Source organism: Clostridium sp. JNZ X4-2 (assembly GCF_054889485.1).
In genome coordinates this window covers 1,618,118-1,638,767 of the sequence record NZ_CM142685.1, presented here as the reverse complement: position 1 = coordinate 1,638,767, position 20,650 = coordinate 1,618,118, and the positions used below count along the sequence as shown (strand labels likewise).

The 20,650-nt window shown below is 34.9% G+C and carries 15 protein-coding genes; 1 reads left to right on the top strand and 14 read right to left on the bottom strand.

Annotated elements, in window-relative coordinates:
* Positions 1–31: 31 nt before the first annotated feature.
* From ACYUJ6_RS07920 to ACYUJ6_RS07880, 9 genes are all read right to left on the bottom strand, one after another.
* Positions 32–1,339, bottom strand: a complete 1,308-nt coding sequence (locus tag ACYUJ6_RS07920; RefSeq protein WP_461845271.1) for a hypothetical protein — start codon at positions 1,337–1,339, stop codon at positions 32–34.
* A 137-nt stretch (positions 1,340–1,476) separates the two neighbouring features.
* Positions 1,477–2,358 (bottom strand): nucleoside hydrolase, encoded by an 882-nt coding sequence (locus ACYUJ6_RS07915; protein ID WP_461845270.1) that lies wholly within the window; start codon positions 2,356–2,358, stop codon positions 1,477–1,479.
* A gap of 91 nt (positions 2,359–2,449) precedes the next feature.
* Entirely contained in the window at positions 2,450–4,183 is a 1,734-nt protein-coding gene (gene lpdA / locus ACYUJ6_RS07910; protein ID WP_461845269.1) for a dihydrolipoyl dehydrogenase, read from the bottom strand.
* A gap of 56 nt (positions 4,184–4,239) precedes the next feature.
* On the bottom strand, positions 4,240–5,607 hold the full coding sequence (locus ACYUJ6_RS07905) for a 2-oxo acid dehydrogenase subunit E2 (RefSeq protein ID WP_461845268.1): 1,368 nt from the start codon (positions 5,605–5,607) through the stop codon (positions 4,240–4,242).
* Between the two features lie 82 nt (positions 5,608–5,689).
* Positions 5,690–6,661 (bottom strand): alpha-ketoacid dehydrogenase subunit beta, encoded by a 972-nt coding sequence (locus ACYUJ6_RS07900; protein ID WP_461845267.1) that lies wholly within the window; start codon positions 6,659–6,661, stop codon positions 5,690–5,692.
* A 2-nt stretch (positions 6,662–6,663) separates the two neighbouring features.
* The gene (locus tag ACYUJ6_RS07895) at positions 6,664–7,602 is read right to left on the bottom strand and encodes a thiamine pyrophosphate-dependent dehydrogenase E1 component subunit alpha (protein ID WP_461845471.1); all 939 of its coding nucleotides are present in this window, start codon (positions 7,600–7,602) and stop codon (positions 6,664–6,666) included.
* 426 nt (positions 7,603–8,028) lie between these two features.
* Positions 8,029–9,981, bottom strand: a complete 1,953-nt coding sequence (locus tag ACYUJ6_RS07890) for a sigma-54-dependent Fis family transcriptional regulator (protein WP_461845266.1) — start codon at positions 9,979–9,981, stop codon at positions 8,029–8,031.
* Positions 9,982–10,335: 354 nt separating this feature from the next.
* Positions 10,336–11,202 carry a lipoyl synthase gene (gene lipA / locus ACYUJ6_RS07885; RefSeq protein WP_461845265.1) on the bottom strand — a complete coding sequence of 289 codons (867 nt, stop codon included), beginning with the start codon at positions 11,200–11,202 and terminating at the stop codon, positions 10,336–10,338.
* A gap of 62 nt (positions 11,203–11,264) precedes the next feature.
* Positions 11,265–11,561, bottom strand: a complete 297-nt coding sequence (locus ACYUJ6_RS07880) for a DUF6506 family protein (RefSeq protein ID WP_461845264.1) — start codon at positions 11,559–11,561, stop codon at positions 11,265–11,267.
* 333 nt (positions 11,562–11,894) lie between these two features.
* Here ACYUJ6_RS07880 and spoVB point away from each other — a divergent pair, with 333 nt between their 5' ends.
* Positions 11,895–13,226 carry a stage V sporulation protein B gene (gene spoVB, locus ACYUJ6_RS07875; RefSeq protein WP_461845263.1) on the top strand — a complete coding sequence of 444 codons (1,332 nt, stop codon included), beginning with the start codon at positions 11,895–11,897 and terminating at the stop codon, positions 13,224–13,226.
* A gap of 8 nt (positions 13,227–13,234) precedes the next feature.
* On the opposite strand, the gene ACYUJ6_RS07870 is transcribed toward spoVB, so the two are convergent.
* From ACYUJ6_RS07870 to ACYUJ6_RS07850, 5 genes are all read right to left on the bottom strand, one after another.
* Positions 13,235–14,842 (bottom strand): putative polysaccharide biosynthesis protein, encoded by a 1,608-nt coding sequence (locus ACYUJ6_RS07870; protein ID WP_461845262.1) that lies wholly within the window; start codon positions 14,840–14,842, stop codon positions 13,235–13,237.
* Positions 14,843–14,913: 71 nt separating this feature from the next.
* Complete coding sequence (locus ACYUJ6_RS07865; RefSeq protein ID WP_461845261.1) at positions 14,914–15,873, bottom strand: RluA family pseudouridine synthase; 960 nt, start codon at positions 15,871–15,873, stop codon at positions 14,914–14,916.
* 170 nt (positions 15,874–16,043) lie between these two features.
* Positions 16,044–16,991 (bottom strand): 3'-5' exoribonuclease YhaM family protein, encoded by a 948-nt coding sequence (locus ACYUJ6_RS07860; RefSeq protein WP_461845260.1) that lies wholly within the window; start codon positions 16,989–16,991, stop codon positions 16,044–16,046.
* 225 nt (positions 16,992–17,216) lie between these two features.
* Positions 17,217–18,389: a M20 metallopeptidase family protein gene (locus ACYUJ6_RS07855; protein WP_461845259.1), complete on the bottom strand. Its 1,173-nt coding sequence runs from the start codon at positions 18,387–18,389 to the stop codon at positions 17,217–17,219.
* Positions 18,390–18,420: 31 nt separating this feature from the next.
* The gene (locus tag ACYUJ6_RS07850) at positions 18,421–20,496 is read right to left on the bottom strand and encodes a cell division protein FtsA (RefSeq protein ID WP_461845258.1); all 2,076 of its coding nucleotides are present in this window, start codon (positions 20,494–20,496) and stop codon (positions 18,421–18,423) included.
* Positions 20,497–20,650 lie beyond the last annotated feature (154 nt).

Sequence of the window (20,650 nt, the reverse complement as noted above, 5' to 3'; positions counted from 1 at the left end):
TAATCTCCTCTTCAAATATAATAATACAATATTAAGAATTCTGATTTTTTAAAATTAATATGATTCCCAGTATTGCTGCTAAAAGTGAATATAGATAAATGTCTTTGTCCATTGCTGGACCTGCATTAATTTTACCTCTTTTTATACTATATAAATAACCATCCCTTCCGTCAAGTGTCAATAATGATTTATTATAAACTTTCATACTGGAAATTTTAGAATTATCTTTAAATTTAACCTCTGCTAAAGGCAGCCCTGCTCCGCGAAAGCTATAGATCATATTATCTGACTTATCATAAAAAAATATGCAGTCTCTTGATTTTACATCTCCATTTACATCTACAGCCAAAGTTCCCATAGTACCTACAGTTTTATGCTGGTATAACGGAGCCGGAGGATTTGTGCTCGGATGATTGTCAAGTATAAATTGCAGCGGGGAGCCTTTGACACTTTTGAACTTTGGAGAAGTAACCGGGTCACCGCCGCTGTAATCCGGCCATCCATACCACATTCCCCTTTTTATTTCATATATATAGTCCGTATCTCCTGCAACGGGCCTGCTTCCTCTATTTTCCATACCTCCTACATCACATATAAGTCCGCTTTTACTGGTAAAATCCATTCCCTCTACATTCCTTATTCCCCATGCAAAAGTTTCACTGCTGCCATTTTTTAAATTATATATTATTATAGATGCATTTCCCGGAAAATGCTGGGGTACTATCTGCCCCTTCAAGCTCTTAGTGTTATAACTTTGAAATGCTCCCCTCTTATACTTTCCAAAATTAATTCCTCTCAGCGTTATATCCTCCGGTGTTATATCATGGGCATAAAAATTATTCTTAATCCATTTATTATCCTCTCCTACCACAGCTGAATTAGTGGCAGACCCCACGGAAATATATATATATCCTTCATTTACCCTTAACAGGCTGTCTTTATAGTCCCCATAATTTGGTATGTCCTTTATAAGAATCCTATTCTTGCCCTGATTTATATTATAACAATATATTTTATCCCCCGAAGAATAATATAAATTATTTTTGAAATAGTCTATGCTGTAAATATCTAAATTGGAGTCTTTCAGTATATCATAACTTTTACCATTACTTTCTATAATCTGTATTCTATTCTTGTAGGCTATGTAATAATTATCTTTTTCATCTCTTGTAAAATCCACTGAATCCTTCAACCCGCCATATTTTAAACTACAGCTCAAAGCATTATCTTTTAGCTCAATCTGAATTTTAGGATGTGTTTTATTGAAATAAAGCTGAATCATAAAAGCTGATGCAGATATAATTACAAGCATTAATAAAATTTTTAACAATTTTTTCATATATAATACTCTCCTTAAATATAGATCTTAAAATATATATATTATAAAAAATCTCTGCATATGAATATTTATGGACAGAGATTCTCATAATTTTATATAATAAAATTATCCGGAGTGTACAATTTTTAAATATATTATTAATTATTAGTGCAGCATTTTTTCAAACCGTCTAAAAGTACACTATTAAACTTTTCAACATCAATTATATCATAGGGCATATTTACCTTATTTCCTAAATTAGCTTCATGCGTTTCTCTCATATATCCTCCTTTTAAATCTTCCAGAGTAGACTTTAAAAACATCTTTCTATTTGAAAACAATTCAGGATTTGTTATATAAAGTGCTGCCGCTGCATCCCAATTGCTAAAGCCTTTAATTTTAAATCTGCTATAATTTAAATCAAACCAATCCTTTATATTATTATATATAAAATCAAATATCTTATTAGAATTCTGTTTTTTTAAAATGTCCATTTCTTTTTCTCCAAATATAGCCTTAGCTGTAACATGTGCATTTAATATAGTCATATTTACTTCAGAATTCAACAGGATAAAAGAAGCTTCTGCATCTTTAGACAAATTCAATTCGCATATTTCCCTGTTATTTATTATAACAGGCTTTAAAATGCCCCCCATTATAACTATTTCTTTTACATTTTTAAAGAAATTTTTATCTTCCATGTATGCCCCGTACAAATTTGTCATGGCTCCTGTGGCAAGGATAGTTATATCTCCAGGCCTTTTTTTAACCATTTTTACCATGAAACTTGATGCCTGGCTTCTTCTGGATACACGAGGATCTTTCCCCTTTAATATGGGAACCCCAGATATATCAAGTCTTTTCAGCATTTTATTTGTATTTTCATATACTTCTTCCACATCCGCATTGCCGCTGGTAGTGCATATTCCCAAAAGATTTACATCTTCTCTTCCCAGTAAATACAACATAGCCAATCCATCATCCACATCCCTGCCATATATACCCATAGTATTGTCACAATCATATATTATGTTATACATACAAAATCACCTCTCCATATATATTATACATAAATAATTCTAAGCTTTAATAAAATCATTAAAGCTTAGAATTATTAAAATAACTTGATTTTTAATTTACAGAATTAAGGGACCTTTTTTGAACAGCCAGTGCAGCTTCCTTAAAAGCTTCTCCTATGGTAGGGTGGCCGTGTACAGTAGTGATTATTTCATCCACGGTAGCTTCAAGTCTTAGTGCCAGTGCTCCTTCTGTTATAAGATCCGTAGCCCCCGGTGCCATGATGTGCACACCAAGAATTTCCTCTGTTTTTTTATCCGAGATAATCTTGATTATTCCATCTGTTTCCTTGGATATCATTGCCTTCCCATTGGCCCCCATAGGGAAAATCCCTGTTTTATATTCAATTCCCCTTTCCACTGCCTGTTCCTCCGTAAGTCCTGCAAAAGCTATTTCAGGTTTTGTATATACACAGAAGGGTACCGTCTTGTAGTCCATTTCAACATCTTTTCCAGATATATTTTCTGCTGCTGCCACACCCTGTTCGGATGCAACATGGGCAAGCATATTTTTTCCCGTGCAGTCTCCCACGGCATATATACTGCTTATATTTGTTTTCATGTGATCATCTACACATATATTATCCTTTTCCATTCTTACTCCTATTTTATCCAGGTCAAGTCCTTCTGTATTGGCCTTTCTTCCTATGGTCACCAGTACCTTTTCAGCTTCCACGCTAAAGCTCTCATTTTCTTTGTGGAAGTCCACCTTAAGCCCATTTTCCGTCTTTTCTATTTTAGTGACCCTGCATCCGGTATTTACTTCAGCACCCTGTTTTGACAATTTATCCGCCATTAAATTTGAAATCTGTCTATCTGCAGAGGGTAAAATAAAGGGGAGTGTCTCAAGAATTGTCACTTTCTTTCCAAGCTGACTGAACAAACTGGCAAATTCTATACCTATTACCCCTGCACCTATAATTACAATTGTTTCCGGCAGAGATTTTAAATTCAGTGCACCGGTGCTGTCAATTACGCCTTCCAGCCCTATTCCTGGTATAAACGGCACAACCGGCAGAGAACCTGTGGAAATTATGGCATTGTCAAAAGCAATTTTTTCAGTTCCTCCATCCTCTTTTGCAACTGTGATGGATTTTTCAGTTTCCATTTTGGCAAATCCCCTGATTACATCTACTTTATTGTATGACAGCAGCCCCTTAACACCTGCAACAAGCCGTTTTGTTATCCTTTTTTTTCTTTTTTGAACATTTTTCCAGTTTATGCTGACTTCACCTACGTCAATTCCCAGGTTCCTGCTGTCTTTTATTTCGCTGTACATATCTGCCGAGTGCAGCAGGGTTTTTGTAGGTATGCATCCTACATTCAAACAAGTTCCGCCAAGTTCTCCATTTTCAACAAGGGTTACCTTATTGCCCAGCTGTGCCGCACGGATGGCAGCTATATAGCCGCCGGGGCCGCCGCCTATAACCACCACATTTTTTATCCCTGCCTCTTCTGCTGCACCTTGAGCCTCCGGCTTTTCTGATTTTTCAGCCGGTGTTTTTTCTTCATCTGCACCTGCTTCTTTTAACAAGTTTGAAATATCTTCATTTTCTGCTGCTATTACAGCAACAGGCACCAGACATTTTACCGTTTCTCCCTCTTCTACAAGTATCTTTCTTACAATTCCGCTGTCTTTTGCTTCTACTTCATTTGTAAGTTTATCTGTTTCAACCTCGAAGAGGACTTCTCCCTTTTCAACTTTATCTCCTTCTCTTTTATGCCATTTTGCCAGCATACCCTCAGTCATTGTAAGGCCAAGTTTCGGCATTATCTCCAAACAACTCATTTAATACCCTCCCAAGTCAAGATTCTATATGTTTTTTAAATTAACATCTGCTTAGTTCAAAGTATAAGCATTCCCGGTTTTTCTACATATTGCTTAACTTTCTGTAAAAATCTGGTTGCATAAGCTCCGTCTATGGCTCTGTGATCTGCTGTAAGCGACAAACTCATAAGTGGTCTTATCACTATTTCGCCATTTTCCACTACTGGTGTTTCAACAATCTTATTCACCCCAAGAATAGCTACCTCCGGCTGGTTTATAATAGGAGAAAAAGTATCTATGCCGAACATGCCCAGATTTGTTATGGTAAATGTACCTCCTGTCAGCTCATCAGGACCCAGCTGATTTGCTTTGGCCTTCTTCGCAAGTTCCCTGACTTCAGTGCTGATTTCTTTCAGCCCTTTTATATCACTGTCCTTTATTACTGGAACAAGAAGTCCGTCCTCCAGGGCAACTGCCACTCCCATATTCACGTAGTCCTTCAATATGAAGCTGTCTCCTTTCACAGAGCAGTTTGCAAGTGGAAATTCTCTAAGCACCTGTGAAACTATTTTTACAATAAGATCCGTATAAGTTACCTTGAAAATATCCTTGATACTGTTTTTAAGTCTCTTCAGCTCAGAAATATCCATGGTCATATTATAGGTAACAGTAGGTGACACACTGACGCTTTCGCTCATTCTTTTTGCAATGACCTTCCTCATGCCCGACATCTTCACTGACTTTTCACCGCGGCTCTCTTCTTTTACTGCTTTCTGCTGCGGCAATACTTTCTCTTCAGCTTTTCCTTCAGATACTGCTGCTGTGTTTTTAGCTGCCTCTGAAGCTTCCAGCACGTCCTCTTTCATTATCCTGCCATCCTTTTTTATGCTTAAAAGATCCACATTGAGTTCCTTTGCCAGCCTGGCAGCAGCAGGAGATACCTTAATCCGGTTATTTTCAATATACCCCTCCACATCTTTCCTAACTATCCTGCCCATGGGGCCCGTGCCTTTTATGAGTTCATAGTTTACACCGCTCTGCAGGGCAAGTTTTCTGGCCACAGGGGATATTTTTATCCTGCCTTCCATTTTCACCGGCCCGGCAGCTTCAACTTCAGCCCGTACTTCTGGCTGCTTTTCCTCCTTTTTCTTTTCCCCTTCACCCTCTTTAGTGCCTGTCTGTTTTAAAAGCCCTGAGATGTCTTCACCTTCGCCTGCTATTATGGCAACAGGTACGAGGCATTTAACGGTTTCACCTTCTTCAACAAGTATCTTCCTGAGTACTCCTCCTTCTTTCGCCTCTATTTCATTTGTAAGTTTATCTGTTTCAACCTCAAAGAGAATTTCTCCCTTTTCAATTTTATCTCCTTCATTTTTATGCCAGTTTACCAGAGTGCCCTCTGTCATGGTCAATCCAAGTTTCGGCATCACTTCAATACAACTCATTAAAAACCCCCCTAAAATCTAGATTGAATATAATTAAGATAGTGTAATTCAGGGAATATTCCCCAAATTACACTTTTACATATTAAAATGTTTTTTTAACAGCGGCTACTATTTTATCTGAACTAGGCAGTATATAACTTTCAAGTTTCGGTGAAAATGGTATGGGAACATTATAGTTTCCAATTCTGACTACAGGAGCATCAAGGTAATCAAACAGTTCTTCACTTATTACGGCGGAAATCTCTCCTCCAAAACCTCCTCTTTTAGCTTCTTCCGTTACAACTACTGCCCTGTTGGTTTTTCTTATTGAATTGAATATTGTATCTTTGTCGAAAGGGAAAAGGGTTCTTGGATCTATTACTTCTGCATCAATGCCCTGTTCTGAAAGCTTTTTAGCAGCTGAGAGAGCTTCGTCAACCATTCTGCCTGTTGCTACTATGGTAACATCTTTTCCTTCTTTTTTTATATCTGCAACTCCAAATGGTATTGGTGCTGAATTTTTATCTACATTACCCTTCTTGGGATAAAGTCCTTTATGCTCGATAAATACCACAGGATTATCATCCTCTATTGATGTGAGCATTAACCCATAGGCATCTGCTGCCGTAGTAGGATAAACCACCTTAAGCCCCGGTACATGTGTAACCCAGGCCTCTAAACACTGAGAATGCTGAGCTGCCCCTTGAAATCCAGCTCCACATGGAACTCTGACTACCATGGGCAAATTTATTTTACCGCCAAACATATACCTTAATTTTGCGGCCTGATTGACCAGCATATCCATTCCCACTGTCAAGAAATCCATAAACATAAGCTCTGCAATAGGTCTCAAACCTGTAGCCGCGGATCCAATAGCACATCCTAAAATGGCACCTTCCGAAATAGGAGTATCTCTCACCCTCATTTCACCAAACTCTTCATGCATTCCCTGGCTTACTCCGAAACACCCTCCAAAGGGACCTACATCTTCACCAAACAACAATACATTTTTATCCTGTCGCATTTTAGCAGACATGGCATCTTTTATTGCTTCAGAAAAAGTTATCTTTGACATATCTATTCAACCCCCTCTTTTATATCGCTGTAAACATCTTCAAATACTGAATCCAACTCCGGTTCTGGACTGTTCATGGCAAAATCCACTGCATCTTTAATTTGTTCATCAACAGATTTTTTCATTTCATTTATTTTATCTTCAGTTAAAACTTTGTTTTCTACGAGATATTTTTCAAAACGTGGAATAGGATCTTTTTTAATCCAGGCCTCTTGTTCTTCTTTTGGTTTATATGGAGCAGAATCCCCCTCGAAATGTCCTCTCTGTCTATAGGTCTTGCATTCTATTAGAGTTGGTCCTTCTCCATTTCTGGCTCTTTGTATAGCCTCTTTGGAAGCATTATAAATTGCTGTAGCATCATTTCCATCTACTGTAACTCCCGGCATATTATATGCCTTTGCCCTTACAGATATATCCTTGATGTTCTGGTGTCTTCTCTGGGAAGTTGATATTCCATATCCGTTATTTTCACAAACATACACAATTGGCAGATTCCAGACACTTGCCATATTCAGTGATTCGTGGAATGTACTCTGGTTAGTGGAATCATCTCCAAAGAAACATACGCAAACCTGATCTGTTCCCCTGTACTGTGCACTCATACCTGCACCTAATGCTATATCCTGTCCTGCACCTACTATGCCATTTGCACCAAGTATGCCTTTGGTTGCATCTGCAATATGCATGGATCCGCCTTTTCCCTTGCAGTATCCTGTAGCTTTTCCAAAAAGCTCGGCAGCCATATATTTAAGTTCTCCACCTTTGGCTATTATATGTCCATGGCCTCTGTGAGTACTGGTTATATAGTCGGAATCCGTTAAATTTTCACAAACTGCAGAAGATATAGCTTCTTCGCCTATATAAAGATGTACAAATCCTGGAATTTTTCCTTCTGCAAAATTATCCTTTGCCATATTCTCAAATGCCCTTATTTTTAACATTTTGTCATAGATATCTATAAGAGTAGCATTTTCTATTTTTTCTTTTAATTTCTCCAAAACAATCCCTCCCAATAATATTAAATAAAAATATGGTTACTTATGCTTATAAACGGTTACATCAGCGTCCACCTCTCTTACTAAATATAAAATAATTTAACATTCTATTTACAAACTTATCTAGCAAGGTTCATACCAAATACAAAATAACTTATACACCCCATTTATCATTCAAAATTCCTGGATTAAAAGATGATTTTAAAGAAATATTTTCATAATGGGAAATACTTCTTTCCCATTATTAGATAAATCTGAATTTTTGATATATTTGCATGACCCGCAAAATGTATTCTGCATAAAATAAAAATCTCTATTGAAGTTGCTGTTCATAGGCAACTTCAATAGAGATATAACATGAAAGAATATTATTCAATTATACTCTAAATTATATTTTTTAATCTTCCTGTACAAAGTTGATTTTCCCATTTCAATCAATTTACTTGCATTTACTACATTGCCATTACATTGTTCCAGTGCTTTAATTATAAGTTCCCTCTCAACTTGATCTACAGTTTTAATCTTGTTTTTTGAATTATTTTCTAAAGATATTGTGCATACTTCAATATCTTCAACACTTTCTCTTATATATTCAGGTATCAGAGAATATGTTATAGTCTCATCTTTGGATAAATAATATGCCCTTTGAACTACATTTTCCAATTCTCTAACATTTCCAGGCCAGTTGTACTTTGTGACAATATCCATAAAACTTTTATCTATATGCTCAATCTTCCTCTGATTTTTCTTACTCAATCTATTTAGGAAAAACTCCACAAACATCCCTATATCTTCTTTTCTCTCTCTTAAGGGAATCAGCCTTATGTTAAATACATTTAATCTAAAATATAAATCACTTCTAAAATTTCTGGCATTGACTTCTTTTATAAGATCCCTATTTGTAGCTGTGACAATTCTTACATCCAAATTTCTCTCATATTTTCCGCCAATTCTGCTAATGGTGTGATTATCCAGAACCCTCAAAAGTTTTGACTGAATTTCAAGGGGCAATTCCCCAATCTCATCTAAAAATATAGTACCTCCATTTGCAAGTTCGAATTTACCGGGATGACCTTCTTTGGATGCTCCTGTAAAAGCTCCTTTTTCATAACCAAACAGCTCACTTTCTACAAGATCTTTAGGAAGTGCTGCACAATTTATGGCTACAAAAGGTCCACTGCATCTTTTACTTCTGTTGTGAATGGAGTGTGCAAATAATTCCTTTCCAGTTCCACTTTCACCTGTTATTAAAACAGCGCATTCATTTTGTGCTATTCTCTTAGCATCTTCAATTATATCCATCATTTTAAGATTATTGGTAAGTATGTTGTCAAAATCATATCTGGAGGAAAACCCTGCTATTTTATTTACCACTACATGCATGATGTCTGCTTTTTGTACAACGATTACAAATCCAATATGGCTTTCACCCATTGAAACAGGAGTTATACTTATATTACAATCTATCCTCTTGTTTTTTATATATAAACTTATTTCTCTATAAGCAATTTTCCCACTACCATTTAGTTCATACATATCTTTGACTATATCTTTTAGTAAAACCTTCATATCCAATTTATATATTTCATTTTTATATGTTCCAAGTATATTGCATATTTTTTCATTAAAATATTTAACCTTAAACTCATTATCTAAAACCAGCATGCCTTCTTTTATTGAATTAAACGCCACTTCTGTCCATTTTCTATGTTCATTTATGGAAAATTGTTCTTGTATAGTATTGGAGGCTTCGGCTACTATACCCAAAGTATGGGAATGAAAAGTTCCAAGGCTTCCCGACAAATCAATACAGCCTATTATTTTTCCCCTGCTGTTGTGTATCGGCGAAGCAGAACATGTCCATTTGTGTTGTTCTTTGCAATAATGTTCTGCACCCAGTGTCCAGACTGGTTTATCTAAATAAATACACGTTCCAATAGCATTGGTCCCAACATCTTCTTCTCTCCATCTCCGCCCTTCTAAGAAATCCAAATTTTTATTTGCAGCCATTATTCTTTCATTTCCTAGGATTCTCAATATAACTGCATTTTCATCTGTCAGTATAATTGAATAGTCTGTATCTTTCAAGATTTCATATAAATTTAACATTACAGGTAAACAAATTCGTATAAATTCTTTTCTTTCTTCAAGTACGGCATCAAACTCACTTTTAGAAAGAATGTTAGCCCTATTGCTGTTTTCTCCAACACCATAGTTTTTGCATCGTATCCATGAATTCAAAATATCAGATCTCACATCTTTAGGTATTTCATTATATTCTATAAATCTATAGCGTCTCTCTTTGATTCTATTTATATAACCCATAATCCCTTCCCCCTAAATTATATATGAAATATAACAATACTTTCATATATATTATACAATATTAACCTGCTGAATAATTAATATTATATAATTTATGGTTTGAAATTTATTATACTATGTTTTATATATTGATAAATGAAAATTATAATCATTGCCAAGAAAGATAAGAGGAGAGTTATGAAAATTGAAATTATTATTTCAGTTATAATTATCTTTAATATAATTGGAGTTACATTAAAATGGGCATGATAAAAAAGACCTGCTCTCATATAATGACAGAAGCCTGGCAAGCTAAGGTCAAAAACAGAGCAGGGTATTCCTGAATATGCAATTTAACAGTATTTTAAAGGCATATCAATTATTGAAACTTTCTAAGCTTCTCATACCTTCAAAAGCTTTATAGGAGCTTCTTACATAAGGTCCTGAAGCCACAAACCTAAATCCCTTTTCTAATGCTATTTTTTTATAATCTGTAAATTTTTCCGGAGTAATGTATTCAAAAACAGGCAGATGCTTTTTAGATGGTCTGAGATATTGGCCTATTGTCAATATGTCACAATTGACTTTCAGTAAATCGTCCATTACCTTCAGCACCTGCTCTTTGGTTTCCCCAAGCCCCAGCATTATACCGCATTTGGTATACACAGCTTTGTCAAAAACCTTTACCTGTCTCAACAGTTCAATGGATCTATCATAAACCGCCATGGGTCTAACTTTTTTATATAAAGCTTCTACTGTTTCAATATTGTGATTCAGTATATCCGGTTTTGCATCAATTATATTCTTTAAGGCATTCCAATTGCCCTTTAAATCTGGTATCAAAAGCTCAACAGTTGATTCTGGATTTTCCTTTCTCATTTCTTTTATAATTTTCACAAAATGCACGGCTCCTCCATCTTTTAGATCATCTCTTGTGACGGATGTTACAACTGTATGTTTAAGTCCCAATTTTTTACTCGCAATAGCTACATTTCTCGGTTCTTCCGGATCCAGTTCAGATGGGCATCCCTTGTTCACAGCACAAAATCTGCAATTTCTTGTACAAGTATTGCCCATTACCATAAAAGTAGCTGTTTTATGCTTAAAGCACTTCCCTATATTCGGGCAATTGGCGCTTTCACAAACCGTATGAAGTGAAAGATCCTTTAACATATCCTCCATTTCATTTAATACCACTGCATCAGGTGCTTTCATTTTCAACCAATCTGGTCTTGAATCCAATAAAATCAATCCCCCTTTGTCATCCATTCCCTAGATACTCAGGAATATACTGTGTTTATCCATTAAAAAATTTCATCTCCACTTTTGTTCCCAAGTCCTGGATGGATGTCAAATCTCACTGCGCCTATAGGTATCTTACCCTTTACAGCCTGTTTGATTTTAGCAGTACCCTCCACACCAAAGCCCCCACATAATTCTATTACAGAGATTCCCTTTTTTAATAAATTTACAGCTGCCTTACATGCCTCATCGTAATTTGTAACTCCTACACTTATGAGTTCTATTTCATTTGTTTTTACAACAGATTTATGAATTTCAGGATTGGCTCCCGGTGCCAAAAAAATAAATGCAGCTTTCATAATAACTACCTCCTATACTCTTTAGCATATAATTCAAGCATAAATCGAGCCAATACTTAAATTATTGAAATCACTTCATCATACAAGAAATTTGAATCCAATTATGGGAAAATTATTTCAAAACGGGAATTGTGCTTAACAAGCTATATCAAATAATTTCCAATCATTTTTGTACCTGTATTAAACAGGTTATAAAATCCAAATATAATATATCACGGAATCCATAGACAGTAAGAACCTTAAAAATAAGAAGAATATACTTTAAGACCCTGTCATAATTATTAATATTGATGATTTAATGTTAATAATATAATTTCTAGGTCAGGAGTTTTTATGAAAAGAGAAAGATTTTTAAAAAGTACCCTTATTTTAATTTGTTCCAACTTGATAACTTCCATATTTGCATTTATATTTTCCATAATACTATCCAGAAAGCTTGGGGCGGAAGGAATGGGGCTATACGGACTTATAATGCCTGTATATGATCTGTTCATATGTCTTATTTCAGGCGGCATGGTAACTGCCATATCCAAGGTAGCTGCAGTATATTTCGGTAAAGACGATTTTAACAATTTAAATCGGTCTATAGATATATCTCTGACTTTTAATTCCCTGCTTGCTACTTTTGTAGTTTGCATGATATTTATCAACGCCCCCTATATCAGTACTAAAATAATATATGACACCAGGGCTACACATGCTCTTCAAGTTATGTGCCCTGCTATTTTCTTCATATCATTATCATCCATACTGAAGGGTTATTTTTATGGAATATCTGAAATGAAAATACCTGCTTTTATAGATATATCAGAAAAATTTCTGCGAATTGTCATAATAACCCTGCTGATAAGTTCTCTTTCACTGAAGGATGTAAATGGGACTGTAACTGCAGCTTACATAACTTTGACTTTAGGGGAGTTTATAAGTTTTTCCATACTTTATATAATGTATAAAATTAAAAAGGGCAAATTTGGATTTAACCTTTCAAATACAGAGGATAAATTACAGCTTTTATTCAATGTCCTTGTTATATCATTTCCCCTTTGCTTAAACGGGTTTTTATCCACATCGCTTTCTGCCCTTTCCACACTGATAGTTCCAAGAAGACTTGTGGCTTCAGGCATAGAATACAATATGGCACTGAGCATGATAGGTAAATTTAATGGTATGGCCGTAAATATAATATTTTTGCCCGTTACAATTATAACTTCCATGTCCATAGTTCTTATACCGGATCTGTCGGAAAAACTGAACAAAAAAAATTATTGGGCTATACAAAAAAGAATATCACAAATTATAAAAATTTCATTGATTCTAGGGGTTTTAACTATGATAGTCTGCATTGGATTGTCCGATTACTTAGGAGAATTATTTTATAAGAGATATGATTTGGACCCTTACATAAAATTTGCTGCATTATCTGCCCCAATAATATTCGTATCCATATCAACTTTTGGTATTTTAAATGGCATAGGAAAACAAAAAATAATACTTAGAAATTCTCTAATTTCTTCAGTGATGGATGTAGTATTGGTATATATACTCACAGGAATACCCCAAATAAATATATATGGATGCGGTATAAGTTTAATGGTAACCTCCCTAACTACTTTGGTTCTAAACATGCATGAACTTGTAAAGGACAATTTCTATGGCAGTCCATAGAAATTGTCCTATTTTACCTTGCTCAATATAAATGAGGGAATCATCCTGACTGCCCTATTTGGCATGGATTGCAAATCCCTGCTGCTTATTCCTCCAATTAAAACCATCACATACATATATGTAATAATTCCAACTATAACAGATGCTAAGGTTGAAATTGCATTGGGAAGGTATGCAATTTTGATGAATTCCAATATAAAATGTATGACAAAATAATTCACACACACTGTAATTCCCATTGCTGCTGATGCTATGAAAGGCTTAACTGCATGTCTCAACATGCTTATTCTCACATTTAAAGATTTTCTGATGATTCTGTAGTTCAATATTATAGGAATCATAAATCCCAAAGTGCTGCCTACTATGGCACCTAATATATTGATCTTAGGTATGGAAATCAGCATGTAATTTACACATATCTTTACAACTATACCTATTACAGAATACAAGGTAGCAGTAAAAAGCTTTCCTATGCTCTGTAAAATAGTAGTTTGTATCTGCATAAGAGACATAAGTACAAGTACCACTGAACCCCAGGCCATAATATAAGCCCCATTTCCAAATTTAAGCAGTTGAAATATGGGACTGCTTAAAACAGACAATCCAAACGCACAGGGAATTGCAATTAAAAAGCAAAGTCTGAAAGAATAGTTTATATTTTCCTTTACCTTTTGCCCGTTTTTAACAGCAACTGCTGCGGATATGGCAGGAAGTATGGCCATGGAAAGAGATGATATTATTGCTATAGGTACATTTAAAAGCTGCTGATATTTTGACAAATATCCATAAAGTATAGTTGCTTTTACATCACTTAGTCCACCTGACATAAGCCTGCTCTTAGTGTTCCACACATCCACCAGACTCCCGGCATAAGTCATTCCCACACATATAGTTATTGGTACCCCGTATTTTATAATTTTTTTTATCAATTTTTTGGTGTCAATTCTCTCCTGGTCCTGCAGTACCATGTTTCTGGGAAACTTAAGTTTTCTGTTTCTTTCATAACAGAACATAAGAAAGCTGGCAGAGGCTAATGCTCCAAGAGAAGTTCCAATAGGTCCTCCCACACATCCCACTTCTACTCCATATTTAATCAAATATGAAGCAAATATAATACCAAATATGGTATTTACTATTTGTTCTATAATTTGAGATACCGCCGTAGGTGTCATGTTCCCGCTGCCTTGAAAATATCCCCTGTAAGCTGAGGCCACAGAAGTAAAAAATATGGCTGGGGCCAAGCTTAAAAGGGATAAATAAATCTTGTTATAACCCATTACCCTGGCTAACGGAGCTGCAAAAGCCATCAACAATGCTGCCATTATTATACCTATGACCATAAGCATAAATCTGGCTATTTTGAATCCCTTCACTGCATCCCTGTAATTTCCAACTGCATTCAGTTCGGATATAAGTTTGGATATGGCTACTGGTATTCCTGAGTTAGTGAGTACGTAAATAAAAGCATACACCTGATAGGATGCTCCATAAAGTCCATATCCTTCTTCTCCAATTGTCATCATCAAAAGCGGGATATATATTATAGATAATACTTTCACTAGCATCCCTGCCGCGGAGAGTATGGCAAAACCCCTAGTAGTTGACTGTTCTTTCATCATTCAAAACTCCCTATTCCAAAGCACTTGTATTTTAAAGTGCCGGTATGACTTGTAATCCGGTATCTTGGTTAAAATTTATCAAATACATCATTTTTAATCTTCTTAAATACAGGTGGAAGGCCCTCTGATATGGTCTTGTTTTTCATATATTTTAAATGTTCAGGGCAATCTCTAAAATTCAGCTTGTAGGCATATAAATACTGATATTTCAAACCATATTTATTGTAAAAAAAACTATTCAATTTAGCTGTCCCATATTTTGCATCTCCAATTATGGGATTTCCCAGATGTGCTAAATGCGCTCTCAGCTGATGACTTCTTCCTGTAATGAGTTCCAATTCTACAAGGGAATATGTGCCGCAGGTTTGAATCACTTTTACTTTCATGGATATTTTTTTAGTATATTTTTTAGGGGTATCATATACAACCGACATATTATTTTTCATATCTTTTAATATGTATCCCTCATATAATCCTTCTTTTATTTTTCCCTTTATCATAGCCTCGTAATATTTTTTTATGTTTCTGCTTTTTATCATTTCGTTTAACAATTTCAGCGAATCATAATTTTTACCATATATGACTATCCCGGAAGTATTCCTGTCCAGCCTGTTGCAGGGTGCAGGGGTAAATGTTATTTCAACTTGAGGATCATATTCCCCTTTATCATATAAATATGAGAGAACGTAATCAGTTAAAGTTGAACCACTGGAACTTTTATCTGAATGTACCAGGACTCCAGGCCATTTTTCAACTAAAAGTATATTTTTATCTTCATAGGTTATTTTTAAAAAATTACTCTGCACTTCCTTAAATTTTGGTTTTTTTTGTGAGGAAGTTATATATTTAGTTTCTATACTATCGCCTTCAAGCAAAAAATACTTTTCTGCAGCCTTTTTACCGTTTACTTTAATATCACCTTTTCTTATAGCCTTGTATATAGCGCTTAAAGGTACATCCTCCAGCCATTTTCTTAAAAATTTATCCAGTCTTTGACCGGCTTCATTATTTCCAATTTCAACTTTCATTATGATCTCTCCATTACTTTTAATGTATTTAAGTCTTAAATTTATAACCTTAATACTAAAATATTCTACATTTATCCTCATAATATTATTTTCATTGACAATTTAATACGGACAACATCTAATTATATACTACTATTATTGATTAGATCAATATATAAATTATTATATTATTATAATTCATTTCTATACAGCTGTATGTTTCCCAAGAAAAATTGTTTGTCACTAAACTCTCCTTTAGAAGTATTCCCCAAGGCTTCCTCAAATTGATATACACTTGCATCTATTTCATCTAAATAGTGCAGTATCTGTGCCTCCAGAGTCATGGGCCTTTTAGGTGATCCGTTTTCCTCCAGGCCATGATGGGAAACTATCATATGTTTTAAAAGCAGTTCTATTTCCAAAGGAGTTCCCAATTTATCTGCGGCATCATGAATCATTATTGCACCTTCTACAATATGGCCCAATAATTTGCCCTCTTTGGAATAATCTTCTACTATGCCTAATTGGTTGGAATTAAGTTCTTTAACTTTCCCTATATCATGCAGTATAACACCGGAAAATAATAATTCCCTATTTACATATTGGCTGTATACACAAGCCATACTCTGTGCATTTTTAAACATCCTGTACATATGATACAACAGTCCTCCTCTAACTGCATGATGCACTTTTTTGGCTGCGGGATAATATATAAGTTTTGTTTTATTGTCCATGAGAAGTTTTTTAACTATATTTTTCAAATCATTATTGCTGAATTTTTCAACTTCCTGCAAAAAACTATTAAACATATCTTCTGAATTTAAGGGTGCATCCTTGATAAAAGTATTTATATTCACATTGTCTTTATCTGTTGCGGGACGGCAATTGGTGATGTTTAACTGTAAATTGTCTTTATAACTTCTAACTGCAGCTCTTATTTTAATTACTTTTCCAGTCTCTACCCCTTCACCCAGCTTTTTTACGGATGTAGACCACATTATTCCATGTATATCATTCTCACCATCACTTAATAAAAACTTAACATATGAATCATTATTTCTAGTCATATCCTCTTCCATTTCTTTTACAAGTAAAAAAATATCTAAGGAAGTATTAACTTCCAGATCTTTTATTTTCATTTTATGTTTTCCTCCCTATAATTAAGAATCACTTGATAAACTGCCTTTTCATAACTCTAACAAATATATTACCATAATTTAAACAGATAACAAATAAAATACTTATATCCTGAGCTTTATAAAAAAACCACCAAGCCTTTAAACATCTTGACTTGATGGCCCCAGAGGCATTTTAAATCTATAAGTATGGGTTATCAGAAATATTTCTGCTGCTGAATAATTAAATTATTTTAAAAAATTATAAGCTGCATTACACTGTATTGCCACTCCAATAGGCAAACAGTCTTCATCTATATCAAATAGATTTCCATGAGCTGGATGCACTATATTTTTTGACTCATTTCTGCATCCCAGATAATAAAACGCAGAAGGTTTTTCCATTGAAAAATAAGCAAAACTCTCCACACCCATACTTGGGCTTTGAAGTATTTTTACATGTTCATTGCCTATTATCTGCTGTGCTGCCTTTAAAACATCCTGAGCTATATTATCTTCATTATAAAGACAGGGATAACTTTCCTCTATATCTATTTCACATTGTCCCCTCATGGAACCTACAATGCCCTTTGTCACTTCTGCAAGTCTCTTCTTTACATATGCCCTGTGTTCAGTTTTCATAGTTCTTATAATTCCGGATATTACAACTTCACCTGGAATTATATTCTGGGCAGTTCCACCATGAATAGAACCTACGGTAATCACAGCTGGATCCACAGGAGGAAGCTCTCTGCTTATAATCTCCTGAAGTGCCAGTATCACATGGCTTGTTATAACTACAGGATCAATTCCCATATTAGGTCTTGCTCCATGTGCCCCTATTCCCCTTATCTTTATTGTAAAAGGATTAGAAGCTGCATTAACCACTCCGAATTTCAAGCCTATATTTCCAACTTCTATGTTTTCCTCTACATGAAGCCCTATAATTCTATCTACATCGGGGTTTTTAAGCACACCTTCCTTTATCATCACCTTTGCTCCCCCTGTAGTCTCTTCCGCCGGTTCAAAAAATAATTTTACATTTCCCCTGAGTTCATCTTTCATGCCATTTAAAATCTTAGCCGCCCCAAGTAAAATGGCAGTATGTGCATCATGTCCACAAGCATGCATCTTTCCTTTTACTTGTGAAGAATAACTGGAATTTTTTTTATCCTGCAATGGCAGGGCATCCATATCTGCCCTTATTCCTATGGTCCTGTTTCCCTTTCCCCTTATTATTCCGCATACTCCTGTACCTGCGGTTTCCTTATATTCTACACCCAATGATTTCAGAAACTCTTTTACTTTACCAGAAGTTCTCTTCTCCTCATACCCAAGTTCAGGGTGCATGTGAAAATCCCTTCTTATATCAACCAGTTCCTTTTTCATGGATTCTGCAGCTTTTAAAAAATCCTTGCTCATATGTTTCCCTCCAATCGATTAAATAGAAAACTTATTCCCAGCCTACCTCTATTACATCCCCTTCTGACAAGGCATCATAATAACTTGCATTGCTGCCATTCAAGTGCAAATACAGTTTTCCCTTTACTTTAGTTAAATCAAACTCTATGTGATTGAATATGTCCACAAATATATAATCTTTTTTTCCCTTAAGTACTATATTTTTTCCATTTGCCACTACGGTTATTTCATCAGCATCAGGTTTCCTGCTATTGTTTTCCATTTCTCCAGGTTCAATTTTTTTATCTTCTTCGTCTAAAGCTGCTTCTTTTGAACTCAAACCTTTTTTTACTATTTTCTCATCTTTTTTTGATTCCACAGAATTTTTGGACACTCTGTAAATTCTATCTCCTTCATTTATTACATAATTTTCATCTAGCTTTTTTCCATTTAAATAGTATATAAATTCCTCATTTTTACCTGAAAAATATTTTTTATAATCCTCAAGAGTTTTGGGAAATATTATGTTCACATTATCTCCTTCATTTATATAATTGTCAATGTTCATTCTATTTCCATTTATATATGCCAAGGGCTCTAAATTTTCTATTATATCATTTATAAAGAAGCTTGTGGAATATACTTTTTGTACATAATCTATAATTTTAGGAGAAGCTGTTTTTCCATTAGCTGCATATTTTATTTCTATATTGTCCCCCTCTTTGACTTTATCATCCATACTCTTTTTTAAACTATTTATAGTTACTTCCGCATTGGAAGCCAGGGTTCCAAAAGCTACTCTTTTTATTCCATTTACAATAAACCTTATATTTTTACCATTTTTACCTATAAGGCTATTGGGGTTTATACCAGCCTGCAGCATTACATCCATCACCGTGTGACTGTGGGAATTAAATAAGCTTATTACATTTCCATTTAACATTACATCTATAAACCCATGTCCTAATCTCCTTATGGAAATCAGGGCTATTCCCAAAACCGTTACCCCTGCGCTTCCAAGAGAATTATCCTTACAAATACACTCCTGAACCGATTGTCTATCCTTTATTGCAATTCTATTAAGAGGTATATTCAATCTTTCAGCTAAAAACTCCTTTATTCTGGGAGTATGTGCTCCTCCTCCCACCAAGAAAACTGCATTGGTGGATTTTCCGCCATTCAGTTCTATTATCCTGCTGCCAATTTCATCTGCTATTTTTTTTACAGCAGGGCTTATGAGCTTTAGTATTTCTTCAGATGAAATTTTGTTTTCCACCCCTAAAACGTCTGTATAAATTATCTCTTTGACTTCACTGCACTTCTTTTTTATTTCCTCCCCCTTATTAAAATCCACCATGCATTTTTGTGATATTATTTCGGTAACTTCATCTCCAGCCTGAGATACCATGTCATATGCACTTATAGTATCTTTATCGCTTATAGCTATATCTGAAGTTCCCGCTCCAATATCAACTAAAGCCAGATTCAAAAGCCTTAAATTCTGGGGAATAGCTGCTTCCATGGCTGCTATAGGCTCCAAAGTCAGATTTACTGCCTGAAGCCCCGCCTTCTCCATAACAGAATATAAGCTGTCCACTACAGAGCGGGGCAGAAATGTAGCTATAATTTCTACTGATATTTTTTCTCCCCTATGGTACATTAAATTGCTTATAAGATAATTATTTAGATAATAACCTTTTACACTGTATCCAACACAATACAGCCTTCCTTTTGTATCCTGGCTTACTTTTTTTTCTGCAGATTTTACCGCCGTCAGCTCTAAACTTCTTATAGTATCTCTGTTTATTTCCCTATCATAATCAACTTTCATTTCCTCTTTCACTGTTACAGTTCTCAAAAATCTTCCTGCAGCTGCTATAGATACATTTTCTATTTTCATATTCAAGTCTTTTTCTATCTGCTTTTTTATCATGTTTACTGAATTTGCTACAAGACCCACATCATGTATCTGACCATCTATCATGGCTCTTTCCTTATGTTCCATGCAATGCTCTGATATTACATTGAATTTTTTATCTTGTACTATTCCTGCAGTACCTATTACCGATCTTGTACCTATATCTAATGCAAATATTACATCCTGCGGGTTTAATCCATTTAAATCCATAATATTTACCTCTTTTTCTATAGTTTAAGGTGTGTTATTGGTAAGAATATACTTCTACATCTAAAAATATTATAAATAATTATATCATATTTTTACTAAAATATGATAATAGGGGTTTCTTATAAAATTGCTGTATACAAGCAGCTTTCTTATA